Origin of the sequence: Microcoleus sp. FACHB-68 (assembly GCF_014695715.1) — a bacterium.
Taxonomy (GTDB): domain Bacteria; phylum Cyanobacteriota; class Cyanobacteriia; order Cyanobacteriales; family Oscillatoriaceae; genus FACHB-68.
The window spans coordinates 246033-264823 of record NZ_JACJOT010000003.1; the positions used below are offsets into that span (position 1 = coordinate 246033).

General features: G+C 45.8%; 15 protein-coding genes. 6 read left to right on the forward strand and 9 right to left on the reverse strand.

Translation table 11 applies throughout. From position 1 onward, the window contains the following. Positions 1-10 precede the first annotated feature (10 nt). On the forward strand, positions 11-2515 hold the full coding sequence (locus tag H6F73_RS03470; protein WP_190757417.1) for an ATP-binding protein: 2505 nt from the start codon (positions 11-13) through the stop codon (positions 2513-2515). 85 nt (positions 2516-2600) lie between these two features. Here H6F73_RS03470 and H6F73_RS03475 read toward each other — a convergent pair whose 3' ends face one another. Beyond that, positions 2601-4448, reverse strand: a complete 1848-nt coding sequence (locus tag H6F73_RS03475; RefSeq protein ID WP_347239466.1) for a peptidase C14 — start codon at positions 4446-4448, stop codon at positions 2601-2603. Between the two features lie 116 nt (positions 4449-4564). Beyond that, positions 4565-4741, reverse strand: coding sequence for a hypothetical protein (locus H6F73_RS03480; RefSeq protein ID WP_190757418.1), 177 nt, complete (start codon positions 4739-4741; stop codon positions 4565-4567). Positions 4742-4804: 63 nt separating this feature from the next. On the opposite strand from H6F73_RS03480, the gene H6F73_RS03485 reads away from it, so the two are divergent. The 4 genes from H6F73_RS03485 (at position 4805) to H6F73_RS03500 (ending at position 7192) form a co-directional block, all read left to right on the forward strand. After that, positions 4805-5536, forward strand: coding sequence for a V4R domain-containing protein (locus H6F73_RS03485; RefSeq protein ID WP_190757419.1), 732 nt, complete (start codon positions 4805-4807; stop codon positions 5534-5536). Continuing rightward, the gene (locus tag H6F73_RS03490) at positions 5533-5883 is read left to right on the forward strand and encodes a hypothetical protein (protein WP_242072316.1); all 351 of its coding nucleotides are present in this window, start codon (positions 5533-5535) and stop codon (positions 5881-5883) included. Before H6F73_RS03485 ends, H6F73_RS03490 begins: the two co-directional genes overlap by 4 nt. 103 nt (positions 5884-5986) lie before the next feature. Next, positions 5987-6457 (forward strand): phycobilisome protein, encoded by a 471-nt coding sequence (locus H6F73_RS03495; RefSeq protein ID WP_190757420.1) that lies wholly within the window; start codon positions 5987-5989, stop codon positions 6455-6457. A gap of 78 nt (positions 6458-6535) precedes the next feature. Next, positions 6536-7192, forward strand: coding sequence for a V4R domain-containing protein (locus tag H6F73_RS03500; protein ID WP_190757421.1), 657 nt, complete (start codon positions 6536-6538; stop codon positions 7190-7192). 244 nt (positions 7193-7436) lie between these two features. Here the strand turns inward: H6F73_RS03500 and H6F73_RS03505 are convergent, their stop codons facing one another. The 4 genes from H6F73_RS03505 to H6F73_RS03520 form a co-directional block, all read right to left on the reverse strand. Beyond that, positions 7437-7901: a phycobilisome protein gene (locus tag H6F73_RS03505; RefSeq protein WP_190757422.1), complete on the reverse strand. Its 465-nt coding sequence runs from the start codon at positions 7899-7901 to the stop codon at positions 7437-7439. 81 nt (positions 7902-7982) lie between these two features. Continuing rightward, positions 7983-8465, reverse strand: coding sequence for a 2Fe-2S iron-sulfur cluster-binding protein (locus tag H6F73_RS03510; RefSeq protein ID WP_190757423.1), 483 nt, complete (start codon positions 8463-8465; stop codon positions 7983-7985). A gap of 366 nt (positions 8466-8831) precedes the next feature. Next, complete coding sequence (locus tag H6F73_RS03515; RefSeq protein ID WP_347239467.1) at positions 8832-9182, reverse strand: clan AA aspartic protease; 351 nt, start codon at positions 9180-9182, stop codon at positions 8832-8834. Next, on the reverse strand, positions 9175-9465 hold the full coding sequence (locus tag H6F73_RS03520) for a hypothetical protein (protein WP_190757425.1): 291 nt from the start codon (positions 9463-9465) through the stop codon (positions 9175-9177). Before H6F73_RS03520 ends, H6F73_RS03515 begins: the two co-directional genes overlap by 8 nt. Before the next feature lie 695 nt (positions 9466-10160). On the opposite strand from H6F73_RS03520, the gene H6F73_RS03525 reads away from it, so the two are divergent. After that, complete coding sequence (locus tag H6F73_RS03525; protein WP_190757426.1) at positions 10161-10391, forward strand: EF-hand domain-containing protein; 231 nt, start codon at positions 10161-10163, stop codon at positions 10389-10391. A gap of 730 nt (positions 10392-11121) precedes the next feature. Here H6F73_RS03525 and H6F73_RS03530 read toward each other — a convergent pair. The 3 genes from H6F73_RS03530 to H6F73_RS03540 all read right to left on the reverse strand — a co-directional run bounded on the left by H6F73_RS03530 (position 11122) and on the right by H6F73_RS03540 (position 18179). Then, a complete protein-coding gene (locus tag H6F73_RS03530) occupies positions 11122-14946 on the reverse strand; it encodes a glycoside hydrolase family 2 TIM barrel-domain containing protein (protein WP_190757427.1) in 3825 nt (1274 codons plus the stop codon). 171 nt (positions 14947-15117) lie between these two features. Beyond that, a complete protein-coding gene (locus H6F73_RS03535) occupies positions 15118-16524 on the reverse strand; it encodes an O-antigen ligase family protein (RefSeq protein WP_190757428.1) in 1407 nt (468 codons plus the stop codon). Positions 16525-16718: 194 nt separating this feature from the next. Further along, a complete protein-coding gene (locus tag H6F73_RS03540; protein WP_190757429.1) occupies positions 16719-18179 on the reverse strand; it encodes a polysaccharide biosynthesis/export family protein in 1461 nt (486 codons plus the stop codon). Between the last annotated feature and the right edge of the window lie 612 nt (positions 18180-18791).

Consider the following 18791-nt stretch of genomic DNA (forward strand, 5'->3'; position numbering starts at 1 on the left):
AGTTAAGAATATGAGTGGCCGCCAACTTGAAACCTCACAAAAAGTTGATTTAACGAATTGTGATAGAGAACCCATTCAAATTCCGGGAGCTATTCAGCCTCATGGGGTTCTTTTTGTCTTACAAGAACCCAATTTAGAAATCTTACAAGTTAGCAATAATACTTTACAATTTTTCAACGTTCCCAGTCAGCAATTAATTAATCAAAATTTAAGCTTTTTATTAGGTAAATCTCAAGTAGAAGATTTAAAAAAAATCTTATCTCAGCCCGAATTAAAAACAGTCAATCCCTTTAAAGTATCAGCTATTCTTCCCTATAAAACTCTGTATTTTGATGGCATCGCTCATCGGGTAGATGGTTGTGTAATTCTTGAATTGGAGCCAATTTCCTATAAACCAGAAAATAGTTTTTTTAGTTTTTATAATTTGGTCAGAGACTCATCAACTAAAATTCAAAGCGCGTCAAATCTGCATAACCTGTGCCAAATCATTGTCAGAGAAGTGCGAGAAATTAGCGGGTTTGACCGAGTCATGGTCTATAAATTCGATGAAGAAGGAAATGGCGAAATCATTGCTGAAGATAAACAAGAGAGCTTGCCTCCTTTTTTAGGGTTGCACTACCCGGTATCTGATATTCCCAAACAAGCCAGACTTCTCTATTGTTCCAACTGGCTAAGATTAATCGCAAATGTAAATTATTCGCCGGCGGAAATTATTCCCAAAAATAATCCGATTACTAAAAACCCCCTTGATTTAAGCTATTCTGTTCTCAGAAGCGTTTCGCCCATTCATATAGAGTATTTGAACAATATGGGCGTTAGCGCTTCCATGTCTATATCCTTAATGAAAGGGCAGAAACTCTGGGGACTGATTGCGTGTCATCATCAATCACCTAAGTACGTTTGTTATGAGGTGCGGAAAGCTTGTGAGTTTCTAGGACAAGTGATGTCTTTAGATTTATCAGCTAAAGAAGAAAATGAAGATTACGATTATAAAATAGCCTTAAAATCGATCACTGCGAAGCTGATTGAGAGGATGTCCCTTGAAAGTAAGTTTGTTGAGGGATTGTGTAACGAAGAATCTCCAAATTTGCTGGACTTAGTGAGCGCTCAAGGCGCTGCTGTATGTTTGGGGGGTGAATGCAGGCTCATGGGTGAAACGCCGGCAGCAGAGGAGCTCAATCGCTTGCTCGCTTGGCTGCCAAAAAACTTTACTGAAGAAATTATTTATACAGATTCTTTAGCCCAAGTTTATCCAGAAGCAGAAGCGTTTAAAGACACAGCGAGTGGGTTACTGGCGATTTCTATTTCTCAGACACAAAATAATTACGTCCTCTGGTTTCGACCGGAAGAAATTCAAACTGTAAATTGGGCCGGCAATCCCAGCAAAGCAGTTGAAGTGGCAAATGATGGAACATTGCGCCTCTCGCCTAGGGGATCGTTTAAGCTGTGGCAAGAAACGGTTAAATTCAAATCTTTACCGTGGAAAAAGTGTGAAATTGAGGCGGCACTAGAACTTAGAAACGGCATGATTAAAATTGTGCTACGCAAAGCCGATGAACTTGCAAAATTAAATGAAGCTTTGCAAGAATCAGAATCAAAAGAGCGAGAAAAAGCGAACCAGTTAGAAATTACTTTAGATGAACTGAAACGTACTCAAACTCAACTGGTTCAAACTGAAAAAATGTCTTCTCTCGGCCAACTGGTAGCCGGTGTGGCGCATGAAATCAATAACCCGGTTAACTTTATCTACGGAAATCTGACTCATGCAGATAAATACACCCAAGACTTGGTCGAGCTTTTAAATCTTTATACAAAACACTATCCCCAATCGGTGCCTGAAATTCAGGAGGAAAGTGAACTCCGGGATTTAAAGTTTGTGATTGAAGACCTACCCAAACTGTTAAAATCGATGAAAGTGGGGGCTGAACGCATCCGCTCGATTGTGCAGTCCCTGAGAACATTTTCCCGCGTTGATGAAGCCGAAATGAAGCCGGTGAATATTCACGATGGGTTAGATAGTACGCTGCTAATTTTGAGCAACCGGCTCAAACCGAAACCAGACCGGCCTAACATTCAGATCATTAAAGAATATGGCGAACTGCCACTGATAGACTGTTATGCCGGCCAGCTAAACCAAGTATTTATGAATGTTTTAGCCAATGCAATTGACGCCTTAGAAGAGTATGATAAACATCGCTCACTGGCGCAGATGCGAGCAAATCCAAGTCAAATTACAATTAGCACTTCTCTACTAACTGCAAATCCCAGAAAGGGAAGTGAGGAAAAGTCCAAATTTGTGGCGATCCGAATTGCCGACAATGGCCCTGGTGTTCCTGAAGAATTACAGCATCAAGTGTTCGATCCTTTCTTCACCACAAAAGCAGTTGGTAAAGGCACGGGAATTGGCTTAGCAATTAGCTATCAAATTGTTGTGGAAAAACACGGCGGGAATTTTAAATGTGTTTCCCAACCCAACAAGGGAACAGAATTTTGGATTGAAATTCCCCTGAAATAAAATAGCCGGCATGAGGCAAGGCTGCGCCAACCTCAAGGGATGAGAATTGAAGATAACTTCTGACTCATCCCCCATGCCTGATCTTTTATCGCTTCACTTTTTGTTTCCACTGGGTGATCGCTTTCTGAGCTTTCGCATAAGTTGGGGTAGAAGCCGGCACTAAATTGGCAGCTTCAATCGCCGCGCTGAATCGACCCCGTGCCGCTCGATACAGGGCAATTTCATTAAAGATCGCTGCACTCCACCGCGCGATTAATTTCTGAGCTTCCCCGTATTTCGGTTGGCCGGCAGGAATTTGACCGGCAGTGGCGATCGCCAGGGTGTAAGAATCAAGCTGTCCCCGACGGATCGAGCCGGCAGCCGTAGTCAGCAACTTCTGATTTGCCTGCTGCATTTTAAATAGCTGTTGCCATTGACCGATCAGCTTTTGCGCTTGAGCGTTTAATTCTGGCCGATCTTGCGGCACAAGCTTAGCTGCTGCGATCGCTCCCTGAAAGTTTCCCTGCTTAGCGCGTCCGAGGGCAATATCCAAAATCACCCCACCCCAGCGCTCAATATTCTGCTGCGCTTCCGCGTAGAGTGGATCACTGGGGGGTATCTGGCCGGCAGTGACGATCGCCGAACTAAAATGCGAGGCTTGAACCGGCTGAATGGTCAGAATTGCCTTATCGAGAAGCGTTTGACTTGGCACCGGCTGAGCGGGTGGCGCTGCCGCCTGCGGCTTTTGAGCAGCGGAAGAGGTCTCTTTCGGCGCGGCTGCCGGCTGGTTTGCTTGATCGCTGCCGGCCACCATTGAGCTAGTCTCCGGTGTTGATAGGTTCACAATTGCCACCCGACTCACCGCCACACCCAACAGCAACACAAACGCCGCCGCACCTCCCCACAGCAACCATTTTTGGGACGACACCGGCTCTTGAGATTTGGGAGTTTCCGAGGAATTGTCCGATAGTACGGGTGCAGTATCAGCCGGCTCAGCAGCCGGTTTTCCCATCTCCGAACCCGCACCAGCAGATTTTAAGGGAACATCCGGCGGCAGCGCAAAATTACCCGGTTCGTGACGACTCCCATTAAACCCATTGCCGCTAAGTGGGGAATACTCCACCGAAGGCGTCACAAAGCCATTGCCGAGGTGGGGTTCGCTGGAAGATGAAAACCCGCTGGCGGCGGCCTTACTGGCGGTGACAGCGTCATTTTGCGGCCAAATTACCTGGTGGATTTTTTCACGCGGGTTGACCACCATCAGCGGTTCCTGCACCGGCAGCCAGTGGTGTTCACTCAATTCTGGCAAGCGGTGGTTGAGATAGCGTTCCAAACTGTCGAGATCGACGCAGCGGTTATAGCGCAAACCTTCTAGAAGCGCTGCGGTAAACAAGCCGTGATGCAGCGCACTCACTTCGCGGGAAAATTGACCAGGCCGGCAAGAAAGCAGCGTCGGAATTTCCAAGCGTTTGGCCAATTCCACCGTCTCAGTGCCGATGGCATCATTGCTTCGCATACTGGAAGCGCGGTTCATATCCAGCACCACCAATACCATCTCTGCCGGCGCTGCCTTTAGCGTGGCGAACAGCTCTCGCATGGGGATGCCAGTGGTGGGGATATCCGTGGGGTCGCCTTCTGCTGGCATCAAGAAATCTTGACCTTCCCAGCTCATCCCATAGCCGCTGAAAAAGCACCACAATAAATCACCCGGTTGCACTTGCTCCCGACACTGCCGATCCAGCCATGCCAGAATATTTTCTTTACTCGGATAGGTTGAGTGTTCATCTGCCGGTGGCGAAGTGTCTGTGAGCAACACACACCGCTCTGCCGGCAAACGAGCTTCACCCACCAAGAAATTTCCTAACGCCTGTGCATCCTGCTGGGCGTAGCTTAAAGGCTGGAAGAACTGATATTGGTTAATACCAATTGCGATGCAAGCCTGATTTTTCACCACAGATGCTTGAAATCCGTACTAGATTGCGTGCCCAAAACATAGCACAGATAGGGTATCAGTTTCCGTCAAAAAACTTAAATTTTGCACAGTTAACCGGCAACTTTTTATTAGTTAGTCTAGAGATGTTGGCTGCAACGTCTCGACTGCATCAAGGTGCCGGTATAACTGCTCACCCGCCTGGTACCGGCAGCGCGTTGCCCCGAAAAGATGCCGACTGTGCGACGCTTCGCCCCTTCCCAAGTCTGCCTTGTACAAGACATTGTGGGAGAATAAACTGAAGTTGGAGCAGTCACTTTTCCGGCCACCAAATTTAACGCTCAACCCACTGGAACCGTTACCCAACAAGGAGTCCATACATGGCCACCCCCGCTAACAGGGAGTTTGCGCTCACACCCGCCTCATCCGCGCCCCAGACATCTGGCCAAAAACACTCCCAGAAAGGCAAGTATCCTAAAAAACATAACCATTATGGGTTTCAGGATTTTTTTCAGATGCAGCCCCAATCTGGCATCATTACTGACTGGAATGACAGCCGAAATATTTTCACCAGTGAAGACTTTATTATCGGCTTGCAAGAAGGTTTAGAAGAAGAAGTGGGCAACGCTTCTGGCGTCATCATGTACACCATTGGTTGCGAATGGGGAGCCAAGGATGCCGTCGTTTTTCGAGAGTGGTTTGAAAAGGAATTTGAACGAGATATCCACAGTTCTAATTTAATGTTTTTGTTAGAAACTTGGTGGTGGCCTTTCACGGCTCAGGGATGGGGTCGGTGGGAGGTAGACATGAGTGATCGCAAGCAGGGATTTATCTTTATTAATCTTTTTGATTCAGCGGTGGCTCGCACATTAGGAGATGTCGGTAAACCCGTTTGTTATCTTTATGCCGGCCTGTTTGCCGGTTTCTTTAGCAGTCTGGTAAAAAAACCTCTCAACTGCATTGAAATTCAGTGTTATTCAATGGGAGAAACCTACTGTAAGTTTTTGCTAGGAAATAAAGATCGAATTGATGCCGCATCTTTCTGGCTGAATGAAGGAGCTACTGCCCGCGATATTCAGAAGCGTTTGCTGGATGGAGAGAGACTAAAATGACCGCTAAAACTTCCGGGCAAGGAAAGGCGACCGGCAAGAAAAAACAACCTAAAGATTCTCCGACTGACACTTCATTTTTTACCGTTCATTCTGATTGGTTGCAACAGTCAGTTCAAGAATTTTTTAGCAATTGTAATTGGCAAGGTCAACCCCTAGCGTTTCAAGACGCGCAACAAGACGGCCAGCCCCTGCCTTTAACTGTGCCGGTGGCAGAATTTTTCCGGGCATTACCTTGGGATGGAAAGCCGGCAGTCGGTTCGCTGCCAAAGCCATCTGTCAGCGTGCCGGTGAAAACACCTTCTGAGCCGGCAGAAACCACATTAGCGGATCTCGTGGATTTGTTTTAACGAACATTTGTAACCGGAAGGAAAACGGAAAAAAGTTTTCATCAACGCGCCCAATTTTCCTTTCATCCTTCATTTTTTAACCTTTTCTAATCAGTGTAAACCGATGCATCCCAAGATTGAAGCTTTACTTGACCAGGCAGAAAGCCGATACTTAAAGCCAGAAGAACTTGACAGCTTTAAGCATTATGCAATTTCCCTCGCTCAAAGCTTAAAAACTTATGAACTCCTGCGAGAGCAAGAAGTCGCCATTTTCCAACCCGTTGCCGATCAACTAATCAAAGCATTTCCCGATACTAACCAAGAAATCTTAGAGCGATCCTTAAAGAATTGGCTGCTAATCTTGCGTCACTGTGCGATGGCAATGCTTTTGAATGACCGAGATTTTTTACAACAAAATCTGCTTGACTGGCTCAAAGGCTTAGTGCAAACTCACCAAAGGATGGCCGTTGAAACAAAGCTCTATCAACTGCTACAAGAGCGTTTGACGGGATTGCTATCTCCCCAGGCACTAGCTTTGTTGCAGCCGTATTTAACCCAAGCTCAGACCGCCCTTTTACAGGGTACAGAGTCTTGATTTCGTCCTGAAAAATTCAGAATTTACGATTTTGAATTTTGAAAAATTGAAAATTCTAGCTAACAATTAATTATTAACATGATTGCGATCGCTGATTTACTTGAGTCCAAACGCCTCCCTGGAAATTACTTTGCCCCCGCTACCTATATTCGCGGCGATCTTGAGCTGGGTTTGTTAGAAAATCGTCGAGGCGATCGTTTCCTAGCTTTACCAGATACTTTAATAAAGGCAATTTACCAAGGTCTTGAACAAGAAACCGGCCAAGCCGCACGCTTGGTGCTGTTTAACTGTGGTCGCTGGTGGGGCAAAAACTTCTACGTTCGTTTTTGTGAAGAAGTCAGTGAATACTACGGCAAGCCTTTAGCTGAAATGGAAATGGTTGAATTTCTTCAATGCTTCCAACAGTGCTGGAAAACCCTGGGTTGGGGAACGTTTGAATTTGACCAAACCTATTATCAGCAGGGATTTCTAGAAGTGAGAATTAGTAACTCTCCTTTTGCGGAAAGCGCACCCAAAACCGATCGTCCCGCGTGTTTTTTAGAAGCCGGCATCTTAAGTGCCTTTTTCAGTCAGCTCACAAGTCGAGATATCCACGCCTTACAAACAACCTGCGAATCAATGGGTGCAGAAACCAATCGATTTATTATTGGCTTAACAGAACGTCTCAAGCCGGCAGAAGCTTGGGTTGCAGAAGGGCACAATCACGACAAAATCCTGGCTCTTTTGTGCGACTGAAAAGAGCAGTTTATTAAAAACAGAAATATTTTACTGAGGTTATCTACACTTAGTTAATTTCAGTAAAATGCTCTCCATCTGCGTTTATCTGCGGACGCAGGTGGAACTCCTATGACGAGCGTAGCACATTCGGGTTTCACCTGCGGAATCTGCGGTTAAAAATAATCTTTGCAAAGTATTAATAATCTCTGAAGCTCATCTTCAGAGCTAACAACATAGAATAAATGCATTTAGTTTTGCAAGATTATTTTTTGAGCCGGTGTAATTCCCAAATAGGAGAAAAAATCGCCGCTTCTTCAGGCGTTAAATACTGCTTAATCACCTCAAGCATCACTTGATAAGTAATATTCGCACTGCGATCCGCCTCCAGCGCACGCAGAATAGAGTGGAACCAAAGAATAAAGCCGTTCCGCAGCCGGTCGATATCATTGGTTAACAAAGCAGCAGACGTGTATCGCAAAACCCGCACCGTGTCGAGTCGCCATTTAGCCGTCGCATCCTCGGAACCACTGCGAAATAAATTTGGGTCAATTGACAGAACTTTTGCTTGTACTTTCCGAAGAATTTCTGCTTCAGCCGCTTGAATTTTTTTGTAAGCATTTAAGCGCAAATTAAACGTCTTAAAATAATCTTTCAAAAACTGCAATTCAGCAGCCGTAGCATAACGACCATCCGCTGCCACACTCAAGCGGGTCAGTTTGCTTAACATAAATCACTTCCTGCAACACCAGAGCGTTAAATGATTTTAGATGAAAATTACAATCTAAAATCCCAGCGATTGTAGCCGTTTTTAAGCATCTCGCGTGTGAACGAGATATTCCCCAACTTGGAAGCGAGTTTCTTCTAGTTGGGTAATGATGGAACGAGTAATTAACTTGCCGGCTTCCACAACAACCTGGCCGGTAATCGGGTGGAGCAAATCTTGTTCGGCGCGGCGACCAATGAGGGCGTTAACATCTTGAATTGCGTTGATGTACATCCCCGTGGGGACTTCCACAACTACCCCTTCATCCATGACTCGTGCCTGACAGGCGAGGCGAGAGTTTGTTTGAGATCTGGTAATAATTTCTAGGGTTCGCTGTTCCCGCCGGTTCATGGGAGAGAGGCTGTCCATCCCCTGTTTGATGAAAACATGGCAGGTGGCACACATCCCCCGACCCCCACATTCTTTCAGCACGTTTAGTTCGTGCGCTAGCAATGCTGAGAGGATGTTGGTATTGGTTTGAACTGCGGCTTCGTAGGCAAGGGGATCTAAGCGAATCGTCTTGACCATGTTGGTTTGTGTCGTGAGGGTAACGAGACTCAGCGTTTGAGTCCTAAAATCTAGGATGGCACAGACTGGCCGGAGGTGGGGGAGTGCTGAGAGGGAGAGTGGCAGAGAAAGTGAGGTAATTTTATTCCGCGAAGGAGTAAACAGTCGATGAGTTTAGGCTGCGGGGTTGAAATCACCGGCTTTTACCAACGGTAATAGCGATAGGGATCATCCCCTTGCTCGAAATCTGTTCGATAATCAGGGTGATACAAGCGATTGAGGTTATTCACCGGCTTGAAAATTTGGCTGTCAGCCTTAAAAGTTGCCCCATATTACCGTCCGCTCCACTGCGTTGTTAGCCTGCGCTGCGTCACGCTCGATAGGCGTTTACAACTCGTCGATCGTCACCAACCCACCTTCCGTAAACTGAATCATTAGTTCTTGTTCATTGAGCAGAGCAGTACCAATTAAAGGTCGTCGCCCAGTAGCAAATACACGAACATCTCGTTCCACTCTATCCCAAAGGATTGTTGCTTGATGAACGGGAAGAAAAACTGAACTGTTATCTGCCAAGTTTGCCGGCAGATTATATAGGAATGGAAGCCTCAGCAAGTTTACTGCTTCTGGTGGTAGGCAAAGGTGATCCGTAAAACCTGTATCTATAACAAACTCGATTGGGAAAGTTGCGCCATTCACCAAGAGAAATGTCAACGAGACGATCGCGTGCCTATCAACCACAATACCGGAAATCACTGCTCACCCGCTCCATCACACCACCGAAAGAAGCCGCCACATTATAGCCGATGCGGATTCCAAAGAGCCTTGCATACGGATGCTTTGCATAGAGGTTTCGCGCTGCTTGTAGCCCCGTTTCATCAACTTCATAGTCACCTGTCTCAATGTTGATGATGACCATTTTGCCAATATTTTCCTCTGCCTCAACCTTTTGACGAATTCCACCCTCGTAGATTTGGTAGGCGCGTTTCGCAACTTCTTCACTGCTCAACAGGATTGCTTGCATAGGTTGACTCCCGATCGCGATTCGGCTTCTGTGGACTTCTCTATGATATTCCACAGGTCGGTAGGATGAGCTAATGCCCATCCTACTACTGGCTACAATTAGGGATTAGAGCGTAAGAATTGTAGCGATGCCTGTTGCAAGTTGATGAGGATCAATTGCCCAGACGATGGAACCAAAGCTCTAAGATCTTGGCAAGTGACCCAACGCCCTGCACCCGTTGGCGTGTTGTCAGCCACAAGACAGACCCGATACGTCTTTCCTGCCATAATTCTATCGGCCACGATTCTCCTAAACTCTCGCTCGCGAGTCACGTTTGAATTGAGAACGTTGATGTTTGCACACATTCCAGTCCGTTAATCTGCATTGTTATGGCGAGATCGCCACAAAGTTCAGGCTAATTTTGTGAAGACTCATTCAGTTGCTGCTGAAGTTGTTGAACTTCCTCAATCGATAAGGCTGTGGAAGGGGCAATAATATTGATCGCCACTCCTCTAAGCAAGAGATTGATAGCGATCGCCCGATTTCTTTCTTCCTCAGCCTCTCTCGGTATCGAACGATAAACGGTGGATTCCTACATGATGTCTCTCCGTAATATGCGATATAGGAATAAGTGATTAAGTTTTTCCTAACTGTTCTTGCGTCTTTGTCAAGATTTTGAGATATTATATTGAAAAATCAATTCAAATAGAAAAATCATGGCAACCGAGCAAGAGCTTCAATCTCTTTTTAATACCTTGGATACTGATCTTGATGGTAAAGTTTCCATAAATGAGCTTTTTATAAGCCCAGGCTTAAGTGCAATCATCTCAGCAGAAACAGGTATCAGTAGCCCCCAACAGTTGCTAAGTATGTACGGAGATAAAGACGGTAGTATCACCTTTGAAGAGTTAAAGAAAGTTGTTGAACAAGCAGGGAATTTAAACTAGCAGTCAAAAAAAATAGGGTATCCTACTCCCTATTACTTTTATTAGCCCTTCCAGGATACCTTGAGAGGGGTTTTGTTATAGGTGGGAAAAGTTAATTCTCCCTCCTGACTCGGCTCCAGCCACCACGCTAGCACCATACCCCCACACATAGCCGCACTCTGCCATCGCCAAAATTCTCCACTGCAACACGACCGCACTACACGTCCACGCCACTACAGTTCATACGCCGCCGCACCAGCCACCGCCAATAATTCTCCACTTCAATATGACCACATCACACCTCTCACAGTTATCGGAAATTCCTACAGCCCCACCACAGCGCCTCACAGCAACACGATGCGATCGCTTTTAACCAGGAAAGAAATATTTTAGAAATTTCATATTCCATCTGCATAATATCTATTTGCTCGTTCGTATAAATATATAGAGTGTCTTTTTTTGATGATTCTCAAATTTGCTGCGAAAGCTAAAAGCTTAATATAGCAAAAATAACAATGATGTCGCCACTTTTGTCAATTCCGTTGTCCCGATTAGAAAAAGCAAAACTAGCTTTGGCGCAGTTAAATCAACCAAAAAGGGAAAAAAGCGCCTCACCAATTTGTTATTGTGGCAATAAAAGGTACTCTTAACGTTCTTTATGTCATTGACAACCGGCTGATGATTGTTCACAGGTTGTCAAAACAGCATTAAACTCAGCCATTACCGGCTTGGCGTGATTAAATCACCGGCTTTACCAACGGTAATAACGATAGGGATCATCGCCTTGCTCGAAATCTGTTCGATAATCGGGGTGATAGAAGCGATTGAGGTTATTCACCGGCTTGAAAATTTGCCTGTCTGCTTTAAAACTGGTTCCCATATTGGCAAGGATCTGGGAGATTGCCCGCGTTTGCCGCCACCGACTATACCGAAAATAAGTATTTGTATCTGCCTCTAACGCGTCGGGGTTGATTTGCGAGAAAATCGCCACTCCTTTGCCGGCAACCACGCGACTTAATAAACCATTGGCTGCCACTTCACCGCCAGATTCTATTAACCAAGCGTCGTGGAAAGAACGCCAGCGCAAATCAGAAGCACTGATGCCGCGAACTTCTGGCCAATTGGGAACCTCAAGGGAACCGCCGAAGTTTTTCACCTCCTGCACTTGCACCCCCAAAGTATTAGCGGGTTTGGCTGCCGGCAAGAAAAATACTTTGCCACCGGCATTTAAATAAGTTTGCAAATCCTCATCTTTAACCTTCGCCTCCGAACCAATAATCACTAAATTCGCCTTAGTATCTAGTGAATCTGCTTGCCGGTAAATCGCACCCAGCGCATCCAGTTTAGCCGCATCCGCTTCGCTGCCAATTAAAATTACTTTGTTTGCCTTGGGAGACAACGGCGCTGTCTGGGCGTATTCGATAATTTGCTGAGCGAGTTTCGCCGCCGGCGCATCTACAGCATAATGATCTTCGAGGTCTAACCCATTCCAAATTAGCCGGCCTTTGCCATAATCAAGTTCCATCATTGGCGTATAAGCCAGATCAAACTCCGACTCCAAAATCGGACGCCAAGAACTGTGATGTGGCTTTTCCACCGGCACAGAACTCACTGCGCCCCGATTTCCCCAGTGCCAACCATACCACGGCAACCCGCTGGGACTCAGCCTCATGCCTCCTTGAGTGGTGTCAGGATACGCTTCAACGAGGGAACTTTCGCCCCGCCAGTCCCGCAGATCGAACTTATCTAATCCCGCTACCACCGGATGCGTTTCATCAACCGGGAAGACGCGCCGGCTGAGATGGGGAGAAACGCGCAGTCCTGTACGCTGCAACCATTCCGGGTTTTGAGCAAAAATAATTGCTCTGCCACCATTGCGGACAAAGGCTTCTAAGTTTCCTGGCCGCTTTTCCTCACTGGATAATGCTTCACGACCGATTACTAAAAGCTGGGGAGTGTCAGAACCGGCCCACGGCACAACGGTGTAACCCATCTGTTGCAGCATTTGAGTGGTTTTGCCGGCAGGATCGAATACCGCAATTTCTCCTTTGCCGGTGGCTAAAGACGAAGTGAAAACCCGGAAATCAAAACGGTCTTGATGCTGCCGGCTGCCAATCCGAGCAATGAGGCGAATTTCTCCATCCACTTTTTCTGTAGCCAGGGTTTTTGGCAAATCCACTATTAGGGGAAAAAATAGCGTTTGTGCCGGCTCAATACTGCCCTGATTTTGGCCACTTCCCACCTTTTGCCCCTTAACCGTCACCTGCCACTCAAAGGAAAACGTTTGCTTTTCCCGAAGATCGTTAATCAACACCACTTGCTTTTGCAAGGTTTCCCCCACCTTAAAACTATGGTCTTTTGCCGTAAAAGCCGGCTCAGAACCGGCGATCCAAGCCAAGGTTGGGCCATTGTTTTCTAATAGCGCAATGCCGGCTGGGTGAATTGTATTCGCTTCCATCTGGAAAGCGTGCCATAACGACTTTGGCACCTGCTGCAAGTAAGGGCCACGCCGTCCGGGTTTAAAAGGGCCAATATCCATTTTTTGTTTGCCGGCATCTGAAACCTGCCACCCGTGGCCATTGTTCCAGGGAATCATCCCGCCTGTCATGCCAAAGGTGCGCCAACTGCGCCAGGTATTTGTAATGAATAACTGCTGCAACTTTTGGAATGCCGGTGCGAAATCAAGTTGCGGATTAAAATGCCAACTTTTATACTCGCCATCCCCCACAAATAACTCACGAATTTTCGCCTGATAAGCGGGAGTTTCTAATTCGTAAGCTTCTTTACCCAAGTAAATCGCGCTGAACTCGGTCATCAGGGGTTCGCTGAGAATTGCATTGCCAAAACCCTTGCGACCTCGCATCATTGTTGTGTGCAGGGGTGTGCCAAATTCCACAGCCATGTAAGGCATATCTCCCTGCTGTGTCCAGTGAGAAAGCCACTCTTCCCGTTCTTGCAGGGGAATCATATTTAAGTAGCAGTTTAAAGCGTAAACATCGCCAACGGCTGCCCCTTGGTGAACGAGGACGGGACGGGTGGGATCGTGCTTTTTAATCGTGGCAACCACTGCTTCGCCAACAGGAAAGATTTCCTGAAAACGCCGATCTGCTTCTTTTCCGAGGGTTCCTTCTACCTTTTTTTTACCAATACGGCGTGGGTTTTGATCATCGTTATATCCGAAAAAGTTAGGGTTGCTTCCCCACAATAAAATTGAGGGATGGTTGCGATACCGGCGCAATTCTGCCAGCATTTGCTGTTCCCAGCGTTCCCTATTTTCTGGGTTTTTCCACTTACCAGACCAAGTAAGGTTTGTCATATCTAATGCCGGCCCGATCAGGGGAAACCCTTTTTGATCAGCGCGACCGGCAACCAGTTCTCGAAAGTGCCATCTGCCGCGTTCATTATGGTTCCAAGGCCATAGTTCAGCGATATTGAAGCCGGCCCAGAGGTAGCTGTCGATCATTCGATCTGCAACTTCGGGGATGCTGGTGGCCCATTCGTCGCTGTAAAGAATCGGTCGCAGGCGTAATTCTGTGCCGTTTAAGTAAAATTTCCGCCCTTCTATCCAAAATTCGCGGAAGCCAAATTCCTGATCATATTCATCCTCAATGCCACTGCCGCGAACTTGCAGCCGCAAGGTGTAAAGGTTAGGCCGGCCAACGTCCCAGAGTCGCGGATCGGGCCAGTCCCAGGCGATTTGCACGGTTTGGGTGGGTTTAGCTGTGACGTTTGTGCTGCCGGTGAATTCTCGCTCAATCTTGCCTTTTTCATCGAGCATTTGGGCGATAATTTCAGTTTTGCCGGCTTCCTTAATATCGGTAAGTTCTATGTCTAATTTAACTTGATTAGTTCGCGTGGAAGGTTGCACAAATACGTCACTAATATGGGATTTTGCAGGCCGGCTTAGTAACCGCACTTCGCCAATTAATCCCCGTGATTCTAGCTTGCTTTCAGTTGTATAAATTTCATTTGGCCCCATAATTACGGCTTTTTCTTTTTCATCGGCGGCAGCGGTTACTAATAGGCTCAAAACCGCACTGCTACCCGGTTTAACTGCTGTGGTGATGTCTGCTACGCCATAGGGCCACTGAATTTGACCGCACTGGATATTATTCACATAAACTTCGGCATCGGTGCTGAGGCGCGTGAGGTCAAGCAGGATCGTTCGTCCTTGCCATTGGGCGGGGATGCTGATGGTGCTTTGATACCAGGCTTTTGAGAGTTGTTTGCCGTTGAAGTTTTGCCATGCGGTGCCGGTTCCCCGTGAAATAAGTCCGGGTACTGAGGGGTGGTTTTCGCGCTGCCAATCTCCCGGAACCCAGATAGAACCCCACCCCTCTTGCGGTGGCAATTGCTGCGATCCGCCGAGTGCCGGCATAAATTGCCAAACGCCGTTCAGATAAATTTCGCTTCGTTTACTGTTGGAAATTTCAACGGATTCACCGGCTGTATTTCTAGAAATTTGCAAGACAGGGCAATTGGCAGAATTTCCTTCTTGAACGTGGCTCCCAATCGCCCAAAAAATAGAAAGAGTTAAGAAAAATATTCCGATGCTCTTGGCAATTTTATTTTTCATTCATTTGACAAAATCGCACGCACCTTAATAATAACTCTCATCGAGCTTTGTTTAAGCACTGGACTTTAACAAAAATCTTAAAAGCTCAACTTAACCACTCTCTGCCGGTTAACCCAACCAAGGTGAAAACCTTGCACTTGTTATATCCCTTACCAAAAAATTGAGTCTTAATTACGAAAAAGATTGCTTGAGTCGTTCCGTTCTCTTGGGTTTAGAGGTCGCCGTTGTATTATTGAAGGAAGTGTCTAGGCTCAAACGTACTGTCAGCATTACATAATACACCCAAACATTTGTTGGTTCAATGATTGTGGTTTCTGTGATATTATTTAGCGTTAAATACATTAAAAATATCATCGGAATTGCTGAAAGCTCCAGTCTTTCCTTGATTAAATACTGAACTGCCATCACAAGATTAATTACGAAAGAAATTGTAAACAAAGCTAGACCCAGCAATCCGAAATAAACTAGAATTTCTAAATAGCCATTATGTGAATGGGGTGGGATAAAGCCGGTTGTGGTAAATATTCCTTTAGCAGGATTGTTAATTCCTAGCTCTGGCTGCCAAAAACTATAGTATCCAAAACCTGTTAATAGGCGTTTTTCGACAACACGGGCGAAGATTTGCGGCCAAAATTCTGTGCGTCCGGTTAAGGTCATATCTTTTCCCAGACCTTCAACAATAATTGCTTCTAAGTTATCGGTAATTATAATAGTTGCGGCAATACTAACGATAATAAACGAAGCGATACAAGCAAAAGCCCATTGAAAACTCAACTGCTTGATAAAACCCAAAGATAAGACCATTCCGATTAATAAAATGACGGCAACCAGTGCTCCGCCAGATTTGCCAGTTCTCATTAAATAAAATGAAACTAAAGTCATCAAAAGAGACAACCAGCGTCCTGCCTTGCTCTGCACAGCCTGGGAGTAATTCACATACCAAAAGGCAGTGGATAAACACATAATACCACCCAGCTTATTTTTGGATTTTGTTAAACCCGACCAGTCAACCACGCTCCCAGGTCGTTGGTGGATGTAACTTCCCACCCCTATCATGATATGGCTCCACCGCACAAACCGGGCCAAGTCTTGCCAATCATATTGCACAGCCAAGTAAACCGCAACCGGCGTAATTAATATATAAGCTAGAAAGTGAGCGAATGCAATATCAGGAGTTTCTGACCAAAAGATTGAGAAAAAGGGAAGCGTGGCGTAAATCCAAAAACATGGATTTTTTGATAAAAGTAAGGAAAATATACTAATTGAATATTTCAAGAAGTGCTGGATTCTGGAAAATAAAATAATAAAACAAAAGGCCATGAAAGGAATCCAGAGGTAATGCATATTTGTTTTGTTTGTTTCGGCCAGCTTGGTTGGGTGCAAGTAATTTAATGGGGGTCTTCCCTCTAAAGCCGGCGAGAGGAATAAAAAGAAAATGGCAAATCCTTTTTGGTAATAATAAGAAATTTTCTTATAACTAGAGGAATGAAAAAACAACGCAATTAAAATGATTAAAGATACAGCCAAAATTGAACTCAGCAAGGGACTGCTAAAAATTATAATTTGAATGGCTTTCATACTGGTTCTTATGATTGATGGCTAATAAAACCTGGCCAAAGCTGCCAAGTCTTTTTTCAACTTCACCGTTAACAAACCCGGCGATTTTGGGTTGGAGAATGACAGCCTTTACTTTAGTAGCTAGAAAATGTTGAGCAATTCTTTTCGCTAACTTTTAGTTAGTTATCTATTGAGCTTGAATCACTCCCCTCTAACTAAAATCTGAAGAGTGAGCGCAACACTCCTAAAAAATTAAACAGCGGGTAAACTTTAACAATCGGATCAATTGCAGAACCGAGCCGGTCTGAAAATGCTGTCATGCGACTTCGCTCTACGACGATGATATCGTTATTGCGAAGCAAAGGATTTGTTTGGTCATTAATTCCTTGCGTTAAATCAACATTTACTTCACGTTCGGCAACAGTGCCATCAGGGTTGAGGCGAATCAGTTTAACAGCATCTCTACGCGCTCTCGGATTATCGTAACCAAATCCTCCCGCTAGCAAAGCTTGATTTAAAGTAGTATTCGCCGGCACTTGTAAAACTGAGCCGGCACCACCCACTCTCACTTCTCCTACGACATAAACTCTAATTGCAGTGGGAGAAAAATTAGCCGTTGCCAAGTCAGCGGCTTCGGCTGGGTTAACTTCAGTTGCCGTAGGAATAACAATCGTATCTCCGTCTTGCACAATTGTGTCTTGAGTCGTGTCACCTGCCTGCAAGAGTTGCCAAAGATTGACATTAATAACTTGTTCCCCTCCCGCTTTTGTAGGCCGGCGCACCTGTACTTGGCGGATATCTGCTAAAGGTTTAATTCCTCCTGCCAATTGAATTGCACGGGTGACGGTGGGTAAACCTTGGTTTCTCAAATCTATGGTGGTGTTTCCGCCAATTACCACATAACTTCCGGGAGTATAAACTTCGCCCACCACCGTCACAGTGCGGGGTTGATCAGGCTGTTGTGAAAAGCTAGCGGTTGCAATTTGACGGGCTTCTGCTAAGTTGGTGCTGGCTGCAGAGGGAATAAAAATCGCGTCTCCATCCTGCAAAATCATATCGCGACTGTAATCGCCACCCTGCAACATTTCCCACAAATTAATATTAATAATTCGATCTGGCCCGGATCTTTGAGGTCGGCGCACCTGAACCTCGCGAAGATTCGCCGCTTGTGTAATTCCTCCAGCTTTTTCTATTGCCTGAGTCACCGTTGGATACTGAACGCCAGGTCTGACACCGACGCCAGGAATTAGATTTAATGAGTAAATTCCCGGACGGGTGACTTCGCCAGTGACGCCAACGTTAAGAGGACGAATGGCCGAAAGAGTTACTGAAATCACCGGATCGTTGAGAACGCTTTCGTATTGAGCGGTAATGGCTGCTGCCGCTTGTTCTATGGTCATCCCCCTGACATCCACACTGCCGGCAAGCCGCAAAACAACGGTGCCATCTGACAAAATTTCGTACTCCCCGCTTAATTCGGGAACTTCCACAATCTCAATCAGAATGCGATCCCCGCCGCCTAATTTGTAAGCGCTTCCTGATGAAAAACCGGCAGCGTCTTCCCCTCCCGACACTTGAGCCATACTAGGAAATGGAGAGGCCATGAATGTCACCGCCAACAGGGTCAGACTGACCATCGGCAGAGTGATTTGTTTGAAAAAATTAACATAAACCATACGTTACTTCGTGCCTCAACGATTATTTATAGGCGCTGCGCCCATTTTCTTCTCTGTGTCAATACTCTCAAGCAACAGCGCCCGCGAACTCTCAAAATTCTGTTAATTGCCGACCCGTTGATTTTAAATATAAAATTGAGTCACTCCAAACTCTGCTAAACATAGCCTCTAAATTTTAGCCATATTTATCAACCTCAGCAAAGCACGCTTCAATAAGCGTAAAAGTCCCTAAATATCTCTAAGAGTGCGGCTATAGTAGAGGTTGCCGGCAGTTAACCTGAGCGCAGATTTAAAGGGTTCCTCAAACAATTGATCGGTTGTTAAACAAGCGTCTTAAAACTGTCAAGTTATCCCCTGCCTGAGCGACAATGCCATAAAAGTCCGGGGGAAAACTTTCAAATCACCTTATCCCAGACTTTGGGCAAGCCGACTGGAACGCGATTTCTTTTGCTCTCTGATGCCGGCTCAAGTGAAGCGGGTCAGAAAAAATGACGGCATAGGTAAAAATTTAGGAGTAGAGCGGAGAACTTTAAAATAGTAAAATAGAAGAACCCGATTGATCTGCCGGCGCTCAATCTGATTCTCGACGGTGAGGAAATGTCCCTTGTGTGG